The sequence below is a fragment of the Microbacterium sp. NPDC058345 genome, from assembly GCF_042723855.1.
In the GTDB taxonomy this organism is placed as follows: Bacteria; Actinomycetota; Actinomycetes; order Actinomycetales; family Microbacteriaceae; genus Microbacterium.
Genome location: NZ_JBHXIG010000003.1, coordinates 151,374 through 165,332, shown reverse-complemented (window position 1 = coordinate 165,332; position 13,959 = coordinate 151,374). Strand labels below are relative to the sequence as shown.

Here is a 13,959-nt window from a genome sequence, read left to right as displayed (position 1 = left end):
TCCGGATGCCCTCTGACGACGACCTGATCGTGATCGGCTCCGGCACCGCTGGCGCCGTCGCAGCGTATGAGAGTGCGGCGGTGGGCCGGCGGGCCGCCGTCGTCGACCACCTGCCGTTCGGCGGCACATGCGCGCTGCGTGGCTGTGATCCGAAGAAGATCCTCCGCCGCGGCGCCGAGCTGATCGACCCGGAGCGGAAGGCGCGAGATGAATGATTGGCGCGACATCGATCCGCACGCGCTCGAGGTTTTCTACCTGGTGCTCGTGGGTCTCGCGACCGTGGCGATCCTGTCCATCTCCGTGGTCATCGTGGTGGCGCTGTTCCGGGGTCAGCGCTGATGCGCACACGTCCGGAAGATGTGCGCACGCCGCGTCGCGAATGGATATGGATATGACACGACGACCGCGAAGGACAGTGACATGACCCCCGACCCGCACCCCGCGAGCGTGGATCTCCCCTCCACCGAACAGGACGCCGAGATCATCGTGCGACGTCTGGACGACGAGAGCCGCTATGTGGCGCTGCTCGCCGATCGAGAGATCGGTTCGATCGACTACCGGGAATCCGGGGGCGAGACCGAGCTGTACGCGACGTTCATCGAGCCGGAGTTCCGAGACCGCGGACTCGCGGGCGAGTTCATCGACCACGTCGTCGACGTCGCGCGCTCCGCAGGCACGGAAGTGATCGTCACGTGCCCCGTGGCATCCGCGCACATCGCCGCACGCCGGGAGACGGGGCGATGAATCACGAGACGGGAACCGACGTGCGCGAGTTCGCGGGTCCGCTCACCGACGAGGATCCTTGGGCACGGGCTGCGCGGCCACCGCTGCGGGGTGAACCTCTGGGCGGGGTCGCCTCGGAGGCCGCGTGGGAGGCGCTCGCTGCGCAGTTGATGGCGCGTTCGCCGGGCGGCAGGTTGCTGATCGCGGTCGACGGCGTGGACGCCGCCGCACGCGTGCACTTCGCCACGGTGCTGGCGCGCGCCTTGCGCGCCGTGGGCAGACCCGCGGTGCGTCTCACGGCTGCGCCCTTCACCGACGACGAAACGGTCCGTACGGTTGTGCGACTTTTCCGGTCCGACGCGTTCGGCGGCGAGTTCGAGGATGCTCCCGACGACGCCGCGCTGATCGTCGACGGCTGGTCACTGCTGCGCGGCGGCATCCGCGATGCCTGGGACTTCACGGTCTTTCTGGAGACGCGCCGGCTTCTCGACGACGACATCCGGCACCTCCACCGTCGATACGTCTCGCGGGACGCTCCGTGCGCGGCGGCCGACGTCGCCTACGACGTCACAGACATCGATCGCCCACAGCGCATCGACGTAACCGCCTGCTGAGGCCGGGCGCTGCACCCGTCGGTCCGTCGGACTGCCGGCGCGGTGGTCTCACGCATCGCCTCGACGGTGCCGCCGCCATGAGCCGAGGCGAAATGGTCGCGTGCCGTGCCGTGCGCGCGTCGCGGTAAGACTTTGCACTCCCCGGGTGCGAACGAGGTGACGTGAGATGAGACGCTCGCAGACAGGAGAACGCGACCATGGCAACCACGCTCGAAGCGGAAGCAACGCGCCGCGCCGCGAACAATGCGGCGCTCATCACCGAGATGACAGCATCCGACCACACCGAGAACCCGTCGGACTATGAGCTCACCATCGTCAACGACGCCGAACGCGGTCGCTGGATCGCGGTGCTCGGCGCCGAGGGGATCGGCGAGCTCACGTACCGATACGTCGGCGGACGGGTGGTGCTGCTGAAAGCCTGGGTGGACCACAGCTATCGCAACCACGGCGTCGCGAGCGAGCTGGTCGCCTATGCTCTCGATGAGATCACGCGGATGGGCAAGAAGATCACGATCATCTGCCCCGTCGTCGGCACCTTCATCTCGCAGCACCCGGAGTTCGCAGATCTGATCGACGCGCGGCATCCCGGAAGCGGTGCGTCCCCGGCGATGCCGGAAGCGGCACCCAGAGACGACGAGTCGGAGATCGCGGAATTCGAGAAGGACATCCATTGAGACCAGAACGACCATGAGCTTCGAGGAGATCCGGCGCGCCATCATCGATGACGCCGCGAACGCCGAGATGACGGCGAAGGGCTACCTGCCGTTGTACACGGCGGGGGCGCAAGCGCGGATCGCGGTGATCGGGCAGGCGCCGGGCCGGAAGGCGCAAGAGTCGCAGATCGCGTGGAACGATGCCAGCGGTGTGAAACTGCGAAGCTGGCTGGGCGTCACGGAGCAGCAGTTCCACGACGCGGACCTGTTCGCGCTCCTGCCGATGGACTTCTACTACCCCGGCAAGGGAGCCTCCGGTGACCTCCCGCCCCGCAAGGGCTTCGCGGATCGGTGGCATCCGCCGCTTCTGCAGCTCATGCCCCATATCCGGCTCACGGTGCTGATCGGCCGCTACGCGCAGGCTCACTACCTGGGTGCACGCGCCCAGCGGACTCTGACCGACACGGTGCACGCGTACCGCGACTACCTCCCGGACGTGATCCCGCTTGTGCACCCGTCGCCACTCAACTTCCGCTGGCAGGCGAGGAATCCATGGTTTGAGACAACGCTGCTACCGACGCTGAAGCAGCAGGTTTCAGCTCTCGTTGACTAAGAGGACTCATCGCACTCACGGATGTAGAGCACTGACCCGAGCCGCGCGTCTACGTCCAAGAGCAAGGGGATGGCGCCTTCCGCCCCGACCAGCCGAGCCAGCGCTCGACTCCGCGACGAAACTCCGCGATCGGAGAATGTCGATCTCATCCGGGCGCACTGAGCCGACGGACGCGGCTCACTCGGTAACACCCGGTGGCGGTGCGGTTTGCCGGAGGTCTTCGCTTCGTCACGCGTCCACAACCACACCTCATTCAACGACCCATCGAGGCTGATCGCTCCCCCACACATGTACGGGCGAGGGGTACTCGCTCGGCGCTCCCGGAAAGGCGAGCGCCGGCGGCGCGCAGGTGACGACGGTCCGCCCGCTCTCTGTCGCCGGCCGGATCGGGACCTGCGTGGTGGGCAGCTCCGGTGTTTCACCTACCAGTGGCGCGCCGTGCCTACGGCCGGCCGCGAGGAGTTCATCGGCGATTCTGGCGAGGCTGATGCTGATTTCATGTGAGCCACCGCTGGTCCGTTGCGCCCGAAGCGCGGTCACGATGGCCGCGGCCAGGAAGTGAGCCGCGGAATGGTCCAGGGCTTGCACGGGCAGCGCGCCGGGCGTCGCGCCGTCGTCGGGGCTTTCGATCATGGCGATGCCTGTGGCGGCCTGAGCGAGGCTGTCGAATCCCCGTCGATCTCCCCATGGACCGTGCAAGCCCCACGCCGAGAGCTGGGCTACGACGATCCCTGGGTACTCCTCGTGCAGAGTCTCGGTATCGAGTCCGAACTGCGAGAGTGCGGTCGGACGGTAGCCGTGAACGAGAACATCAACGTCGTCGAGCAGGGCATGCAATCGTTCGAGGTCGGCGGGGTCGACGAGGTCGAGCAGGGCGGATCGCTTCTCCTGGCCGGTGTCGAGATGCTGCCATGCTGCCTCCGGAAGCCAGGGCGAATCGATGCGCAGCACATCGGCACCCGCGATGGCGAGGTCCCTCGTGGCGACGGGACCGGCGATCACCCGTGTCAGGTCGAGCACACGAATCCCGGACAGAGGCCGGTCACCGCGATCCGACCACGCACGGGGAACGGCTCCTGATACGGACTCCAATCGCACGACGGGGCTCTCACGGAGCGCCGCGTGCTGCGGGTGCGCCTCCCACTCGGATGAGCTTCGGACCGCTACGGCGAGCGCTCCCGCCTGGGCCGACCGTCGCTCGAGTTCGAAGCGAGACCAGCCGAGCATCGCGCGCTCCACGGCGGATCGGTCGGCGGTCGCCGGAACGCCGAGCAGCCGCGCGAGCCGTTCGGCGTGGTGGGGATAGTTGCCGTGCGTTCGCACCCACCCGTCGGCGACCTTCCAGAACCCGGAGAGCGGGGCCCAGATCGATGGCGCGACGCCATCGACTCGGAGCACCTTCTCACTGCCGAAAGATGCTCGCACCTTTGCTGCGTCGGGAGCGACAAGATGAGCATGTGGTCGGATGCCGCCTCGATCCGCTCCGACGAGCGCGACCGCCAGGGAGGCGAGGGCCACACTGTCGTACGCGAGTTCCCCGACTCTGAGATTCGACCTCCAGTCCGGCAAGGCTTGAACAGGGCTGAGGGCCGCCAGTTCATCGGAGTCGATGCCGATGCTCTGCGCGACGCTCGCACCGAACCGATGGATGTTCGAGGAGTCTGGCTCTGCAGGGCCGCGTTGCCCGCGCGTGGATGAATCAGTCATGGTGCCCGCCTTCATTCAGGTCATATGGCGAGGCTCTTGCCCCCTTCGCCGCTCGCGTGCGTTGTCGCAAGGCTGCGATCACCGCTGCCATGTCATCGCCCGAGCGTCCCAGCGATTCCGCCTCCGCGTACAGCGCAGTGCACACTTCCATCAGCGGGGCCGCATTGCCGGTTCTCTGCGCGTGACCCTGAACCAGGCGGCTGTTCTTGAGGACGTCGGGGATCGCTGCGTGAGGCGTCCAGTCCTCGGCCGTGATCTTGGCGCTCTTCGCACGAGAAACCGCCGATGCCATCGGACCGACGTCGAGGATCGAACGCAACAAGTCCGGGTCGAGGTCGTTGGTCTCCGCGAAGTGGAACGCCTCAGCAAGGCCGGTGACGAGGGTGATGAGAAAGGTGTTCACGGCGAGCTTCATCGTGAGCGCCGACGGTACGGTGCCGCACCGGAATGCCGTCGTGCACATCGTGCGGATCAGTGGTTCGACGTCGTCGAGTGCGCTGTCGTCTCCGGCGAGCATCGAGACCAGAGTGCCGTCTATTGCGGGTTGCCGCGATCCAGAGACGGGTGCTTCGACGTAGTTCCCGCCGGCTTCTCTCACCCTGTGCCCGAACTCTTCTGAGAAGGAAGGGGCGACCGTGCTCATGAGCACGACGATCCGTCCCCGGATGGAATCCGGGTCGACAGTCATCAGCACGGCGTCGATGGCGATCTCGTCGGAGAGCATGATGAAGACGACGGCGGCATCCTCGAACACCGCCTGAGCCGAGGGCGCGACGATCGCGCCCGCACTACGGAGCGGGTCACACGCGGTGAGCGTGCGATTCCATACCGCCAGCGGCACGTGCTTCTGCAGGTTCGCCGCCATCGCCGACCCCATGAGGCCCAACCCGATGAATCCCACGGGTGAGGTCGTCGTCTGGGGCGTGGAGCTCAGCCAGGGATGCGCGTTCATTGAGGTACCTCGACGAGATGAATGACGAATGTCAGCGATCCAATCTGATGCCGGCGCTCGACGAACAGGGCCACCTGAATAATGTGGACCTATGTCCGCTGGAGCTGGTACTCGTATCTCCGCCCGTCAACTGATCCGGTTGATCGGCGAGCTCGATCCGGGCAGGCCCGTCTACGACGCGCTGGCCGAACGGGTACGGCTCCTCGTCACGGACGGTCGCATACCAGCGGGAACCCGCCTTCCCTCAGAGCGGGAGTTCGCCGTCCAGACGGGCAGAAGCCGCACGACCATCGTCGCCGCGTATCAAGCGCTACGAGATGCCGGTTATCTCGTGAGTCAGCGGGGCTCGGGAAGCCGCGTCACGCTTCCCGAATCGGGCCGGCGCAACGCGGCGGCGGGATCGCGGGCCATCGATTTCGCGCGGGCAGTGCCGCCACCCGTGGAGGGACTGCGAGACATCGTCGTCCGCGCCGGCCATCGAGTGGCCGAAGCGCTGGATGGGCCAGGATTCGACCTTCTCGGAAACGTCACGCTCCGCGGCTCCATCGCCCAGCGGTACACGGAACGCGGTCTTCCGACGACTCCTGATCAGATCATGGTGACGATGGGCGGCCAGCATGCCATCTCCCTGATCGCCCACACGTTGCTCGCACGCGCAGACGTCGCTCTGATAGAAGCGCCCACTTATCCGCACGCCTACGACGCGCTCCGGCGCGCGGGCGCCCGCCTCGTCACAACGCCTGTGACCACCGAGGGATGGGACCTCGAGCATCTGCGGGATACCCTCGCATCCGCAAGACCGACGCTGGCCTATCTCGTGCCGGACTTCCACAATCCGACCGGAGCATCCATGCCGCCCGAGGTCAGGGGCGAGGTCGCCAGAGCAGCCCGTGCGCTCGGCACGACCCTCGTCATAGACGAGACGACGGCCGACCTGAACATCGACCGCGCATGGGACGACGGACCGTTCGCCCGCCACGCGAGACGCCGATCCCCGTCGGACGGATCGGGCATCATCACGGTGGGATCGTTGAGCAAGTCGATCTGGGGCGGCCTGCGCCTGGGGTGGATCCGCGCCGACGCGGCAGTGATCCGTCGTCTCGCGAACGCCCGCCCCGCCGGCGATCTCGGCACCCCGCAGATGGAACAGATCTTGGGCGAACAGATCCTCGCTGCGATGCCACAACTCCTTCACCACCGTCGCGAGCTGCTCACCGAACATCGTGCCCTGCTGACGAGGTTGCTGCAGGAGCATCTGCCGCAGTGGATCGTGCCGCATCCCGAAGGCGGGCTGTCGCTCTGGGTTCAACTCGACAAGCCCGCCAGCTCGGCGCTGACAAGTCTCAGCGAGGCCCATGGGCTCTCGCTCGTCGCGGGGCCGAAGTTCTCCATCGACGGCGCCTTCGAACGCCACATCAGACTTCCGTTCACCTCGCCGATGGCCGATCTGGAGGACGGCGTTCTGCTGCTCGCCCAGGCGTGGAAGCAGCTCAGCGTCCGCGATCCGGCGAGATCCGAGGCGTCACGCCTTCCCTCGATGGTCTGACACCGCACGTGTCCACTTTGTTCAAGTGGACATGTGGTTTCGGCGTGTGAGGTGGTGGACTTCTCTGAGGAGGAAGCCGGACATGGAACAGCTCGTGAGCCCGCCACAACAGGCCGACCGCCTCGCCTACACCGAAGTGCTGAGAGTACCGACGATGAGCGTCGGCACCTACTATCTGCCCGCTGGAGCGACGGACCCGCAGAGCCCGCACACCGAGGACGAGATCTACGTCATCCTCCAAGGGCAAGGCATACTGCGCGCCGAAAGCGGAGACGCACTCGCGGTGCCAGGCGCTGCCCTCTTCGTACCCGCCGGCGAACATCATTCCTTCGTCGAGATCGTCGAGCCACTGTTCATGTACGTCGTGTTCTCGCCCGGCGAGGGAACCAACGCGACAGCAGATCGATGAGCGGGACCGTCGCTATCGTCACCGGCGGAAGCCGGGGAATCGGCGCAGACATCGTCCGCCGTCTGGCACGCATCGGCCATCACGTGCTCCTGGTCTACGGACACAACGAAAGCGACGCCGCGGCGACGGTTCGGCGGTGCGCAACGCAGACCACGAAGGTCATCTCCCTCAAGTGCGACATCTCCAAGCTGGACGCGCCGCAACGCGTCTTTCGTCGCGCGTCGGAGATCGGCACCCCGGTCGCGCTTGTGAACAACGCGGGCATCACCGGCCAGATCAGCAGGCTCGAAGACGCGCACGACGACACGATCAGGCACACGATCGACGTCAACCTCACCGCGACCATCATGCTCTGCCGGGAGGCGATGCGTCACTGGTCGGCGCCCGGCGCCGGCACCCCGCGGAGCATCGTCAACGTCTCGTCCATCGCCGGCAAGACCGGAGCCCCTGGCGAATACGTCTGGTACGCCGCGGCGAAGGCGGGTGTGAATGCGCTCACCACCGGTCTGGCACTCGAAGGCGCGAGACTCGGCATCCGAGTGAATGCCGTGAGTCCAGGAACCACAGCCACGACGATCCATGCCAAAGCGGGCAAGCCGAACCGCGCCCAGGAAGTCGGCTCACGCTCACCGATGGGCAGACCCGCCACCACCGACGAAGTCGCCGCCGCGGTGGAATGGCTCATCAGCTCGGAGGCGAGTTACGTCAATGGTGCGATCCTCGACGTCACGGGCGGGACGCGGTGACTGATCTCGGTTGCGAGGATGTTGACGTTCGTTGTGGTGACGGCCAGGTGATCAAGGCCAGGTTGTACGCACCCGGGCCATCTGAAGGAGAACAGCGAGGCGTGATCATCGCCCCCGCCACCGGAGTGCAGGGCAGGTACTACTGGCCGTTCGCCGGCTACCTCGCCGAGAACGGCTTCAGCGTCCTGGTGCCCGATTTCCGTGGAATCGGACGCTCTGCTCCACCGGACGCGAACGGGTATCGACGACTCAAGGCCCGCTGGCATGAGTGGGGGACGCAAGACGTCGAGGCGTGCATCGTCTGGCTTCTGAATCGGCTTGGAGGCCAGCCGCGGATCAGCGTCGTCGGCCACAGCTTCGGAGGCTTCGCGACCCTCATGGCAGCTCACGCGCACCAGCTCGAGCGAGTGCTGCTCGTGGGAGCCCAGCATGCGCACTGGGCGGATTACGACAGGCATCGACGCCTCGCCTTCATGCTCAGATGGCACCTCTTCATGCCGGCCGTGACCATGCTGCTCGGATACTTCCCGGGCAAGAAGCTCGGCTGGCTGGAGAACCTGCCCCGCGGAGTCGCGCTCGATTGGGCTCGCGGAGCGTCCGATTACGCGAAGACCATCGGCGCCGACGGCGAGGAGATCATGCACCGGGTCTCCCAGCTCACGCTGCCCGTGCTTTCGGTGAACCCCACGGACGATCCGTACGCCACGCCGGCGGCGGTGCGAAGAACGCTCGGGTATCTGTCGTCGGCTGCGTGTGAAGAATGGTATGTCGATCCCCGAGACCTCGGAGTAGACGAGATCGGACATTTCGGCCTCTTCCGCCAGCGGTTCCGCCACACCTTCTGGCCGGAAGCGATCCGTTGGCTGCTCCGCGGCAAGAACGAAGCCGAGAAGCTTCCGGCGACCGGCTGCGCGCCGATGACTGCGCAACGAGGCGAACGGTGCGATGACCTTCTGCACGGGAACAGCACCACGTGGGCGCTGCCATTCTCGCCGGAGCATTGATATCGCCGAGCGGACAACCCGCGACATGCGCTTTCACCGATGCCACTCGCTCGCACAATCGAAAGCCAGCGTCTGAGATCTCAGCGTGCTCCTGCAGCAGTGCTCATCCACTGACTCAGTTCTTGCTATCTGCACCGCGAGTGCAGCCCCGGATATGCGAAAACCCCCGATTTCTCGGGGGCTTCCGTGGCGGTGACGGTGGGATTTGAACCCACGGTAGGGGGTTACCCTACACAACTTTTCGAGAGTTGCACCTTCGGCCGCTCGGACACGTCACCGTCGTCGAGTTTACGACATCGGCGGCCGTCGCGCGAAATCGGGGGCGGGCATCGCCGCCACCCACTAGCGCGTGACATATTACTGGTCTGCGCTTAGATTGGAGAGCATGTCCGACGTCATCGCCAACCTCGCCCTCGTCAGTGCCCGGGAGGTCGAGGAGCAGGTCAGCATGTCCGACGCGATCGCCGCGATCCAGACCACCCTGCGCGACGGCTTCGACCCCGAAGACGACCTCGCCCGTTCGATCATCGACGTGCCGAACGGGCAGCTGCTGCTCATGCCCGCCGCGGCAGGCGGAGCCGTCGGTCAGAAGCTCGCGACCGTGGCACCCGGCAACCCCGCACAGGGCCTCGAACGCATCCAGGGCGTCTACATCCTCATGGACGGCGACACGCTCGCCCCGATCGCCCTCCTCGACGGCACCGCACTGACCAGCCTGCGCACGCCCGCCGTCTCCGCGGCCTGTGCCGACGAGCTCGCCGGCACGGATGCCGCAGACCTCGTCGTCGTCGGAACGGGTCCGCAGGCCATCCGGCACGTCGAGGCGTTCGCGGCCATCCGGCCGCTCCGCACGGTGCGCCTCGTGGGCCGGGATGCCGCACGCGCAGCATCCGCCGCCGAAGCCGCCCGCGGATACGCGCCCGACGCCGACGTCCGCGCCGGCAGCCTGGATGACATCGCCGCCGCCGACCTCATCGTGTGCGCCACCACGGCATCCACTCCCCTGTTCCCCTCCGAGGCCGTGCGCGACGACGCGACGATCGTCGCCATCGGGTCGCATGAACCCGACCGCACCGAACTCGACCCCGTCCTCCTCGGCCGCTCGCAGGTGATCGTCGAGAGCAGGCGCGTCGCACGCACCGAGGCCGGCGACGTCATCGTCGCCGTCGAGGCCGGGATGCTGCGCCACGATGATGTCGTGACCATGCACGAGCTGTTCACCGCCGGTTTCTCGCCCGTCGACGACCGCCCGCGCGTCATCAAGACGTGCGGGATGGGCTGGCAGGATCTCGCGGTCGCCCGCCTCGCCGTCTGACGCGGCAGAGCCCACGAACGAGCACCCACCACCCGAGGAAGACACATGCGCTGGAGCACCGAGGACTGGCACACCGCCGGCGAGCCGTTCCGCATCGTCGAGGGCGTTCCGACGCACGGGAGCACCGTCGCCGAGCGCCGCGTCGAGGCGATCACGGGTGAGGCGGATGCCGTGCGCCGGTTCCTCTGCCTCGAGCCGCGCGGCCACGACGACATGTACGGCGGCTTCATCACCCCACCCGACGACGACGGCGCCGACTTCGGCGTGCTGTTCTGGCACAAGGACGGCTTCTCCACCGCGTGCGGGCACGGCACGATCGCGCTCGGCGCATGGGCCGTGCGCACCGGGCGCGTGCCGTCAGACCCCGACGGCGAGACGGCCGTGACCATCGACGTGCCCAGCGGCCGCGTGCAGGCGCTGGTGCGGCGCTCCGGCGGCGCGATCGACGAGATCGTGTTCCGCAACGTCGAGTCCCAGGTGCTGGAGCGCGGCATCCGGCTGAGCACCTCGCGCGGCGAGGTCGTCGTCGACCTCGTCTTCGGCGGGGCGGTGTACGCCACACTGTCGGCGGCATCCGTCAGCCTCGAAGTCACGCCGCAGAACACCACAGAGCTCATCGCGGTGGGTCGCGAGATCAAGTGGGCACTGAACGACCATCCTGCCGCCCAGCTCGCCGACGACCGCCTCTCGGGCGTCTACGGCACCATCCTGTTCGACGACCTCGGCCCCACCGACGACGGACCGTGGCAGCGCAACGTCACCGTCTTCGCCGACGGCGAGGTCGACCGCAGCCCCTGCGGCTCAGGCACGGCCGCGCGGGTCGCGCTGCTCGCGGCATCCGGCGAACTCGCCGACGGCGAGACGCTCACGCACGATTCGATCGTCGGCACCCGCTTCCACGCCCGCATCGCCGAGCGCACGGCATCCGGGGTCATCCCCGAGGTCCGCGGCCACGCGTACCGGGTCGGCACCTCGACGTTCGAACTCGACGCGGGCGACCCGCTGCCGGACGGCTTCAGCCTGCGCTGACGGAACGGTAACGCAACCACGCCCAGTGCACCACGTGCCGCCGAGCGCACCACTTGGCCGCGCAGGCAGGCGGTGCAGTCGACGGCACGTGGTGCGCTCGAGCAGCGCGGCGGAAGCGCTCAGCCCGCGAAGGAACCCCACGAGGTCGAGCGCCCTGGCTCGCTGCGCTGCTGCGGCACGCCCCACGGGTTGTCGTCGCGCAGCGGCGCTGGCAGCAGCTCCTGCGGAGCGCCCTGGTAGGCGACACCGCGCAGGAAGCGCGTGATCGCCGCGGTGCCCACGCTCGTCGCATCGCTGGTGGTCGCCGGGTACGGTCCGCCGTGCTGCATCGCGGGCGTCACCGAGACCCCGGTCGGCCAGCCGCCGAACAGCACCCGGCCGCTGGTCTCGGCGAGCTTCTCGACGAGCTCCGAGAGCGACCCGTCGGCCAGCTCCTCGGCGCGGGCGTGCACGGTCGAGGTGAGGTTGCCGGGGAACAGCTCCGCGTGCAGCGCGGGCAGAGCATCGCGGTCGGCGTAGCGCACCACCACGGAAAGCGGCCCGAACGACTCCTCCAGCAGCGCCTCGCGGTGCTCGGCGAGGGTGTCGACGTCGACGGTCACGACCGTGGGCGTCGCGTAGGTCTGTCCCGCCTCGTCGACGCGCACCTCACCCTGCGACAGCACGGTCACCCCGTCCGCTCCGAGCACATCGTCGCGGCGCTGCACGAAAGATCGGGCGATGCCGGGGTTGAGCAGGCGGTGCTCGGCGACGGATGCCGCGGCATCGCCGATCGAGCCCAGTTCCGCCCCCTCGGGAACGAACAGGAACCCGGGCTTGGTGCAGAGCTGGCCCGCCGAGCCCGCCACCGAGGCGACGAAGCCGTCGAGCAGCGCGGCGTCGGCATACGTGGCGTAGACCGGGTTGACGCTGCCGAGCTCGCCGTAGAACGGGATCGGCACCGGGCGGGATGCGGCGATGTCGGCGAGCATCCGGCCCACGTGCGTGGAACCGGTGAAGGCACCGGCGCGGATGCGCTCATCCTTCAGCAGCGCGACGCCGTTCTCCTGGCCGGAGATGAGCTGGAAGACACCCTCGGGCATGCCGGCCTCGCGCAGCGCGCCCGCGACGACCTCGGCCGTGCGGCGCGAGAGCTCGGGATGCCCCGAGTGGGCCTTCACGACCACCGGGCAGCCGGCGGCGAGCGCCGCGGCGGAGTCGCCGCCCGCCACCGAGAACGCGAACGGGAAGTTGGATGCCGCGAAGTTCAGCACCGGACCGACGGGCTCGAGCATCCGCCGCACGTCCGGCCGCGGACCGATCACGTACTCCGGGTCGGCGAGGTCGATGCGCGCGTCGAGGTAGCCGCCGTCGACGATGGTGTCGGCGAACAGCCGCAGCTGCCAGGCGGTGCGACGCAGCTCGCCGGCGAGGCGCGCCTCGGCCAGGCCGGTCTCGCGCATGGCGATGCCGATCAGCTCGGGGCCGGCCGCCTCGAGGGCGTCCGCCACGGCGACCAGCGCCGCCCCGCGCTCGCGGGGGCTGGTGCGGGCGAACGGGCGTGCTGCGGCGGCCGCGCGGGCGGCGACCTCGTCGACGGTGATCTCGGTGTCGGTCACGTTTCTCTCCTTAGAAGACGAATCCCTCGGGGAACGGGTCGTTCTCGTCGAGCATGTACTGTCCGAGCCCGGTCACCCAGGCCCGTCCGGTGATGGTCGGGATGACGGCGGAGCGGTCGCCCACCGTGGTCTCGCCCACGAGCCGGCCGGTGAACTCGGTGCCGATGAACGACTCGTTCACGAAGGCGGTGTCGAGGGCGAGCTCGCCGCGGGCGTGCAGCTCGGCCATCCGCGCGCTGGTGCCCGTGCCGCACGGCGAGCGGTCGAACCAGCCGGGGTGGATGGCCATCGCGTGGCGTGAGCGCACCGCATCCGATCCGGGCGCGATGAACTCCACATGGTGCACGTGGTTCGCCCCCTCGAGCACGGGGTGCACGGGCGGCGCCTGCGTGTTGATGGCGTCCATGATCGCCAGGCCCGCCCCGAGGATCTCGTCCTGGTGGGCGCGATCGAAGGGCAGACCCACCTGGTCGAGATCCACGAGGGCGTAGTAGTTGCCGCCGAACGCCACCGAGTAGGTGATCTCGCCGATGCCCGGCACGTCGATGCGCTCGTCGAGCCGGTCGACGAAGCTCGGCACGTTCTCGATGGTCACGTCCACCGCGCGGCCGTCCTCCACCCGCACGCGGGCGATGACGAGACCGGCGGGCACGTCGAGACGGATCTCGGTGACCGGCTCGGTCACTTCGACCATACCGGTCTCGACGAGCACGGTCGCCGCGCCGATGGTGCCGTGGCCGCACATCGGCAGGAATCCGGATGCCTCGATGAACACGATGCCCCAGTCGGCGTCGTCGCGGGCCGGCGGCTGCAGCAGCACGCCCGACATCGCGGCATGACCGCGCGGCTCGTTCATCAGGAAACCGCGCAGTCCGTCGAGATGCTCCATCGCGTACAGGCGCCGGTCGTTCATGGTGGCGCCGGGGATGCGGCCCACGCCGCCGGTCACGACGCGCGTCGGCATCCCCTCGGTGTGGGAGTCGACGGCCTGGATGGTGCGGCGAGCGCGCATCAACTGCCTCCGGGAAGTATGGGGGTTCGGCGGGGATG

16 protein-coding genes and 1 tRNA gene are annotated in these 13,959 nt (G+C 68.1%); 12 read left to right on the top strand and 5 right to left on the bottom strand.

Going from position 1 to position 13,959, the window contains the following annotated elements; genetic code table 11:
• Nucleotides 1–5: 5 nt before the first annotated feature.
• From ACFWH5_RS12445 to ACFWH5_RS12420, 6 genes are all read left to right on the top strand, one after another.
• On the top strand, nucleotides 6–215 hold the full coding sequence (locus ACFWH5_RS12445) for an FAD-dependent oxidoreductase (RefSeq protein WP_378835038.1): 210 nt from the start codon (nucleotides 6–8) through the stop codon (nucleotides 213–215).
• Entirely contained in the window at nucleotides 208–339 is a 132-nt protein-coding gene (locus ACFWH5_RS12440; RefSeq protein WP_378835037.1) for a hypothetical protein, read from the top strand. The genes ACFWH5_RS12445 and ACFWH5_RS12440 overlap by 8 nt, the downstream gene beginning before the upstream one ends.
• 81 nt (nucleotides 340–420) lie before the next feature.
• Nucleotides 421–744, top strand: a complete 324-nt coding sequence (locus ACFWH5_RS12435) for a GNAT family N-acetyltransferase (RefSeq protein WP_378835035.1) — start codon at nucleotides 421–423, stop codon at nucleotides 742–744.
• The gene (locus ACFWH5_RS12430) at nucleotides 741–1,337 is read left to right on the top strand and encodes a hypothetical protein (protein WP_378835034.1); all 597 of its coding nucleotides are present in this window, start codon (nucleotides 741–743) and stop codon (nucleotides 1,335–1,337) included. Before ACFWH5_RS12435 ends, ACFWH5_RS12430 begins: the two co-directional genes overlap by 4 nt.
• 197 nt (nucleotides 1,338–1,534) lie before the next feature.
• Nucleotides 1,535–2,011 carry a GNAT family N-acetyltransferase gene (locus ACFWH5_RS12425; RefSeq protein ID WP_378835032.1) on the top strand — a complete coding sequence of 159 codons (477 nt, stop codon included), beginning with the start codon at nucleotides 1,535–1,537 and terminating at the stop codon, nucleotides 2,009–2,011.
• Between the two features lie 13 nt (nucleotides 2,012–2,024).
• Entirely contained in the window at nucleotides 2,025–2,603 is a 579-nt protein-coding gene (locus tag ACFWH5_RS12420; RefSeq protein ID WP_378835031.1) for a uracil-DNA glycosylase family protein, read from the top strand.
• 249 nt (nucleotides 2,604–2,852) lie between these two features.
• Here the strand turns inward: ACFWH5_RS12420 and ACFWH5_RS12415 are convergent, their stop codons facing one another.
• Together ACFWH5_RS12415 and ACFWH5_RS12410 are read right to left on the bottom strand one after the other, a co-directional pair.
• Nucleotides 2,853–4,325: a CoA transferase gene (locus ACFWH5_RS12415; protein ID WP_378835029.1), complete on the bottom strand. Its 1,473-nt coding sequence runs from the start codon at nucleotides 4,323–4,325 to the stop codon at nucleotides 2,853–2,855.
• Entirely contained in the window at nucleotides 4,303–5,262 is a 960-nt protein-coding gene (locus ACFWH5_RS12410; RefSeq protein WP_378835028.1) for an NAD(P)-dependent oxidoreductase, read from the bottom strand. The genes ACFWH5_RS12415 and ACFWH5_RS12410 overlap by 23 nt, the downstream gene beginning before the upstream one ends.
• A gap of 91 nt (nucleotides 5,263–5,353) precedes the next feature.
• Here ACFWH5_RS12410 and ACFWH5_RS12405 point away from each other — a divergent pair, with 91 nt between their 5' ends.
• The 4 genes from ACFWH5_RS12405 (at nucleotide 5,354) to ACFWH5_RS12390 (ending at nucleotide 8,967) form a co-directional block, all read left to right on the top strand.
• Complete coding sequence (locus ACFWH5_RS12405; protein WP_378835026.1) at nucleotides 5,354–6,808, top strand: PLP-dependent aminotransferase family protein; 1,455 nt, start codon at nucleotides 5,354–5,356, stop codon at nucleotides 6,806–6,808.
• 82 nt (nucleotides 6,809–6,890) lie between these two features.
• Complete coding sequence (locus ACFWH5_RS12400) at nucleotides 6,891–7,217, top strand: cupin domain-containing protein (RefSeq protein ID WP_378835025.1); 327 nt, start codon at nucleotides 6,891–6,893, stop codon at nucleotides 7,215–7,217.
• Nucleotides 7,214–7,963 (top strand): SDR family NAD(P)-dependent oxidoreductase, encoded by a 750-nt coding sequence (locus tag ACFWH5_RS12395; RefSeq protein WP_378835023.1) that lies wholly within the window; start codon nucleotides 7,214–7,216, stop codon nucleotides 7,961–7,963. The genes ACFWH5_RS12400 and ACFWH5_RS12395 overlap by 4 nt, the downstream gene beginning before the upstream one ends.
• Entirely contained in the window at nucleotides 7,894–8,967 is a 1,074-nt protein-coding gene (locus ACFWH5_RS12390; protein WP_378835022.1) for an alpha/beta fold hydrolase, read from the top strand. The genes ACFWH5_RS12395 and ACFWH5_RS12390 overlap by 70 nt, the downstream gene beginning before the upstream one ends.
• A 187-nt stretch (nucleotides 8,968–9,154) precedes the next feature.
• Here the strand turns inward: ACFWH5_RS12390 and ACFWH5_RS12385 are convergent.
• Nucleotides 9,155–9,245 (bottom strand) — tRNA-Ser (locus ACFWH5_RS12385).
• Between the two features lie 107 nt (nucleotides 9,246–9,352).
• Between ACFWH5_RS12385 and ACFWH5_RS12380 the strand changes: the two genes are divergently transcribed.
• Together ACFWH5_RS12380 and ACFWH5_RS12375 are read left to right on the top strand one after the other, a co-directional pair.
• Nucleotides 9,353–10,282: an ornithine cyclodeaminase family protein gene (locus ACFWH5_RS12380; RefSeq protein ID WP_378835020.1), complete on the top strand. Its 930-nt coding sequence runs from the start codon at nucleotides 9,353–9,355 to the stop codon at nucleotides 10,280–10,282.
• 45 nt (nucleotides 10,283–10,327) lie between these two features.
• Nucleotides 10,328–11,311 (top strand): proline racemase family protein, encoded by a 984-nt coding sequence (locus ACFWH5_RS12375; RefSeq protein ID WP_378835019.1) that lies wholly within the window; start codon nucleotides 10,328–10,330, stop codon nucleotides 11,309–11,311.
• Between the two features lie 119 nt (nucleotides 11,312–11,430).
• On the opposite strand, the gene ACFWH5_RS12370 is transcribed toward ACFWH5_RS12375, so the two are convergent.
• On the bottom strand, nucleotides 11,431–12,909 hold the full coding sequence (locus ACFWH5_RS12370; protein ID WP_378835017.1) for an aldehyde dehydrogenase (NADP(+)): 1,479 nt from the start codon (nucleotides 12,907–12,909) through the stop codon (nucleotides 11,431–11,433).
• A 10-nt stretch (nucleotides 12,910–12,919) separates the two neighbouring features.
• A complete protein-coding gene (locus ACFWH5_RS12365) occupies nucleotides 12,920–13,921 on the bottom strand; it encodes a proline racemase family protein (protein ID WP_378835016.1) in 1,002 nt (333 codons plus the stop codon).
• Nucleotides 13,922–13,959: the final 38 nt, after the last annotated feature.

Coding starts and splice junctions, on each gene's coding strand:
- ACFWH5_RS12445 (WP_378835038.1), top strand. CDS start 6: ATGCCCTCTGACGACGACCTGATCGTGATCGGCTCCGGCACCGCTGGC.
- ACFWH5_RS12440 (WP_378835037.1), top strand. CDS start 208: ATGAATGATTGGCGCGACATCGATCCGCACGCGCTCGAGGTTTTCTAC.
- ACFWH5_RS12435 (WP_378835035.1), top strand. CDS start 421: ATGACCCCCGACCCGCACCCCGCGAGCGTGGATCTCCCCTCCACCGAA.
- ACFWH5_RS12430 (WP_378835034.1), top strand. CDS start 741: ATGAATCACGAGACGGGAACCGACGTGCGCGAGTTCGCGGGTCCGCTC.
- ACFWH5_RS12425 (WP_378835032.1), top strand. CDS start 1,535: ATGGCAACCACGCTCGAAGCGGAAGCAACGCGCCGCGCCGCGAACAAT.
- ACFWH5_RS12420 (WP_378835031.1), top strand. CDS start 2,025: ATGAGCTTCGAGGAGATCCGGCGCGCCATCATCGATGACGCCGCGAAC.
- ACFWH5_RS12415 (WP_378835029.1), bottom strand. CDS start 4,325: ATGAAGGCGGGCACCATGACTGATTCATCCACGCGCGGGCAACGCGGC.
- ACFWH5_RS12410 (WP_378835028.1), bottom strand. CDS start 5,262: ATGAACGCGCATCCCTGGCTGAGCTCCACGCCCCAGACGACGACCTCA.
- ACFWH5_RS12405 (WP_378835026.1), top strand. CDS start 5,354: ATGTCCGCTGGAGCTGGTACTCGTATCTCCGCCCGTCAACTGATCCGG.
- ACFWH5_RS12400 (WP_378835025.1), top strand. CDS start 6,891: ATGGAACAGCTCGTGAGCCCGCCACAACAGGCCGACCGCCTCGCCTAC.
- ACFWH5_RS12395 (WP_378835023.1), top strand. CDS start 7,214: ATGAGCGGGACCGTCGCTATCGTCACCGGCGGAAGCCGGGGAATCGGC.
- ACFWH5_RS12390 (WP_378835022.1), top strand. CDS start 7,894: ATGGCTCATCAGCTCGGAGGCGAGTTACGTCAATGGTGCGATCCTCGA.
- ACFWH5_RS12380 (WP_378835020.1), top strand. CDS start 9,353: ATGTCCGACGTCATCGCCAACCTCGCCCTCGTCAGTGCCCGGGAGGTC.
- ACFWH5_RS12375 (WP_378835019.1), top strand. CDS start 10,328: ATGCGCTGGAGCACCGAGGACTGGCACACCGCCGGCGAGCCGTTCCGC.
- ACFWH5_RS12365 (WP_378835016.1), bottom strand. CDS start 13,921: ATGCGCGCTCGCCGCACCATCCAGGCCGTCGACTCCCACACCGAGGGG.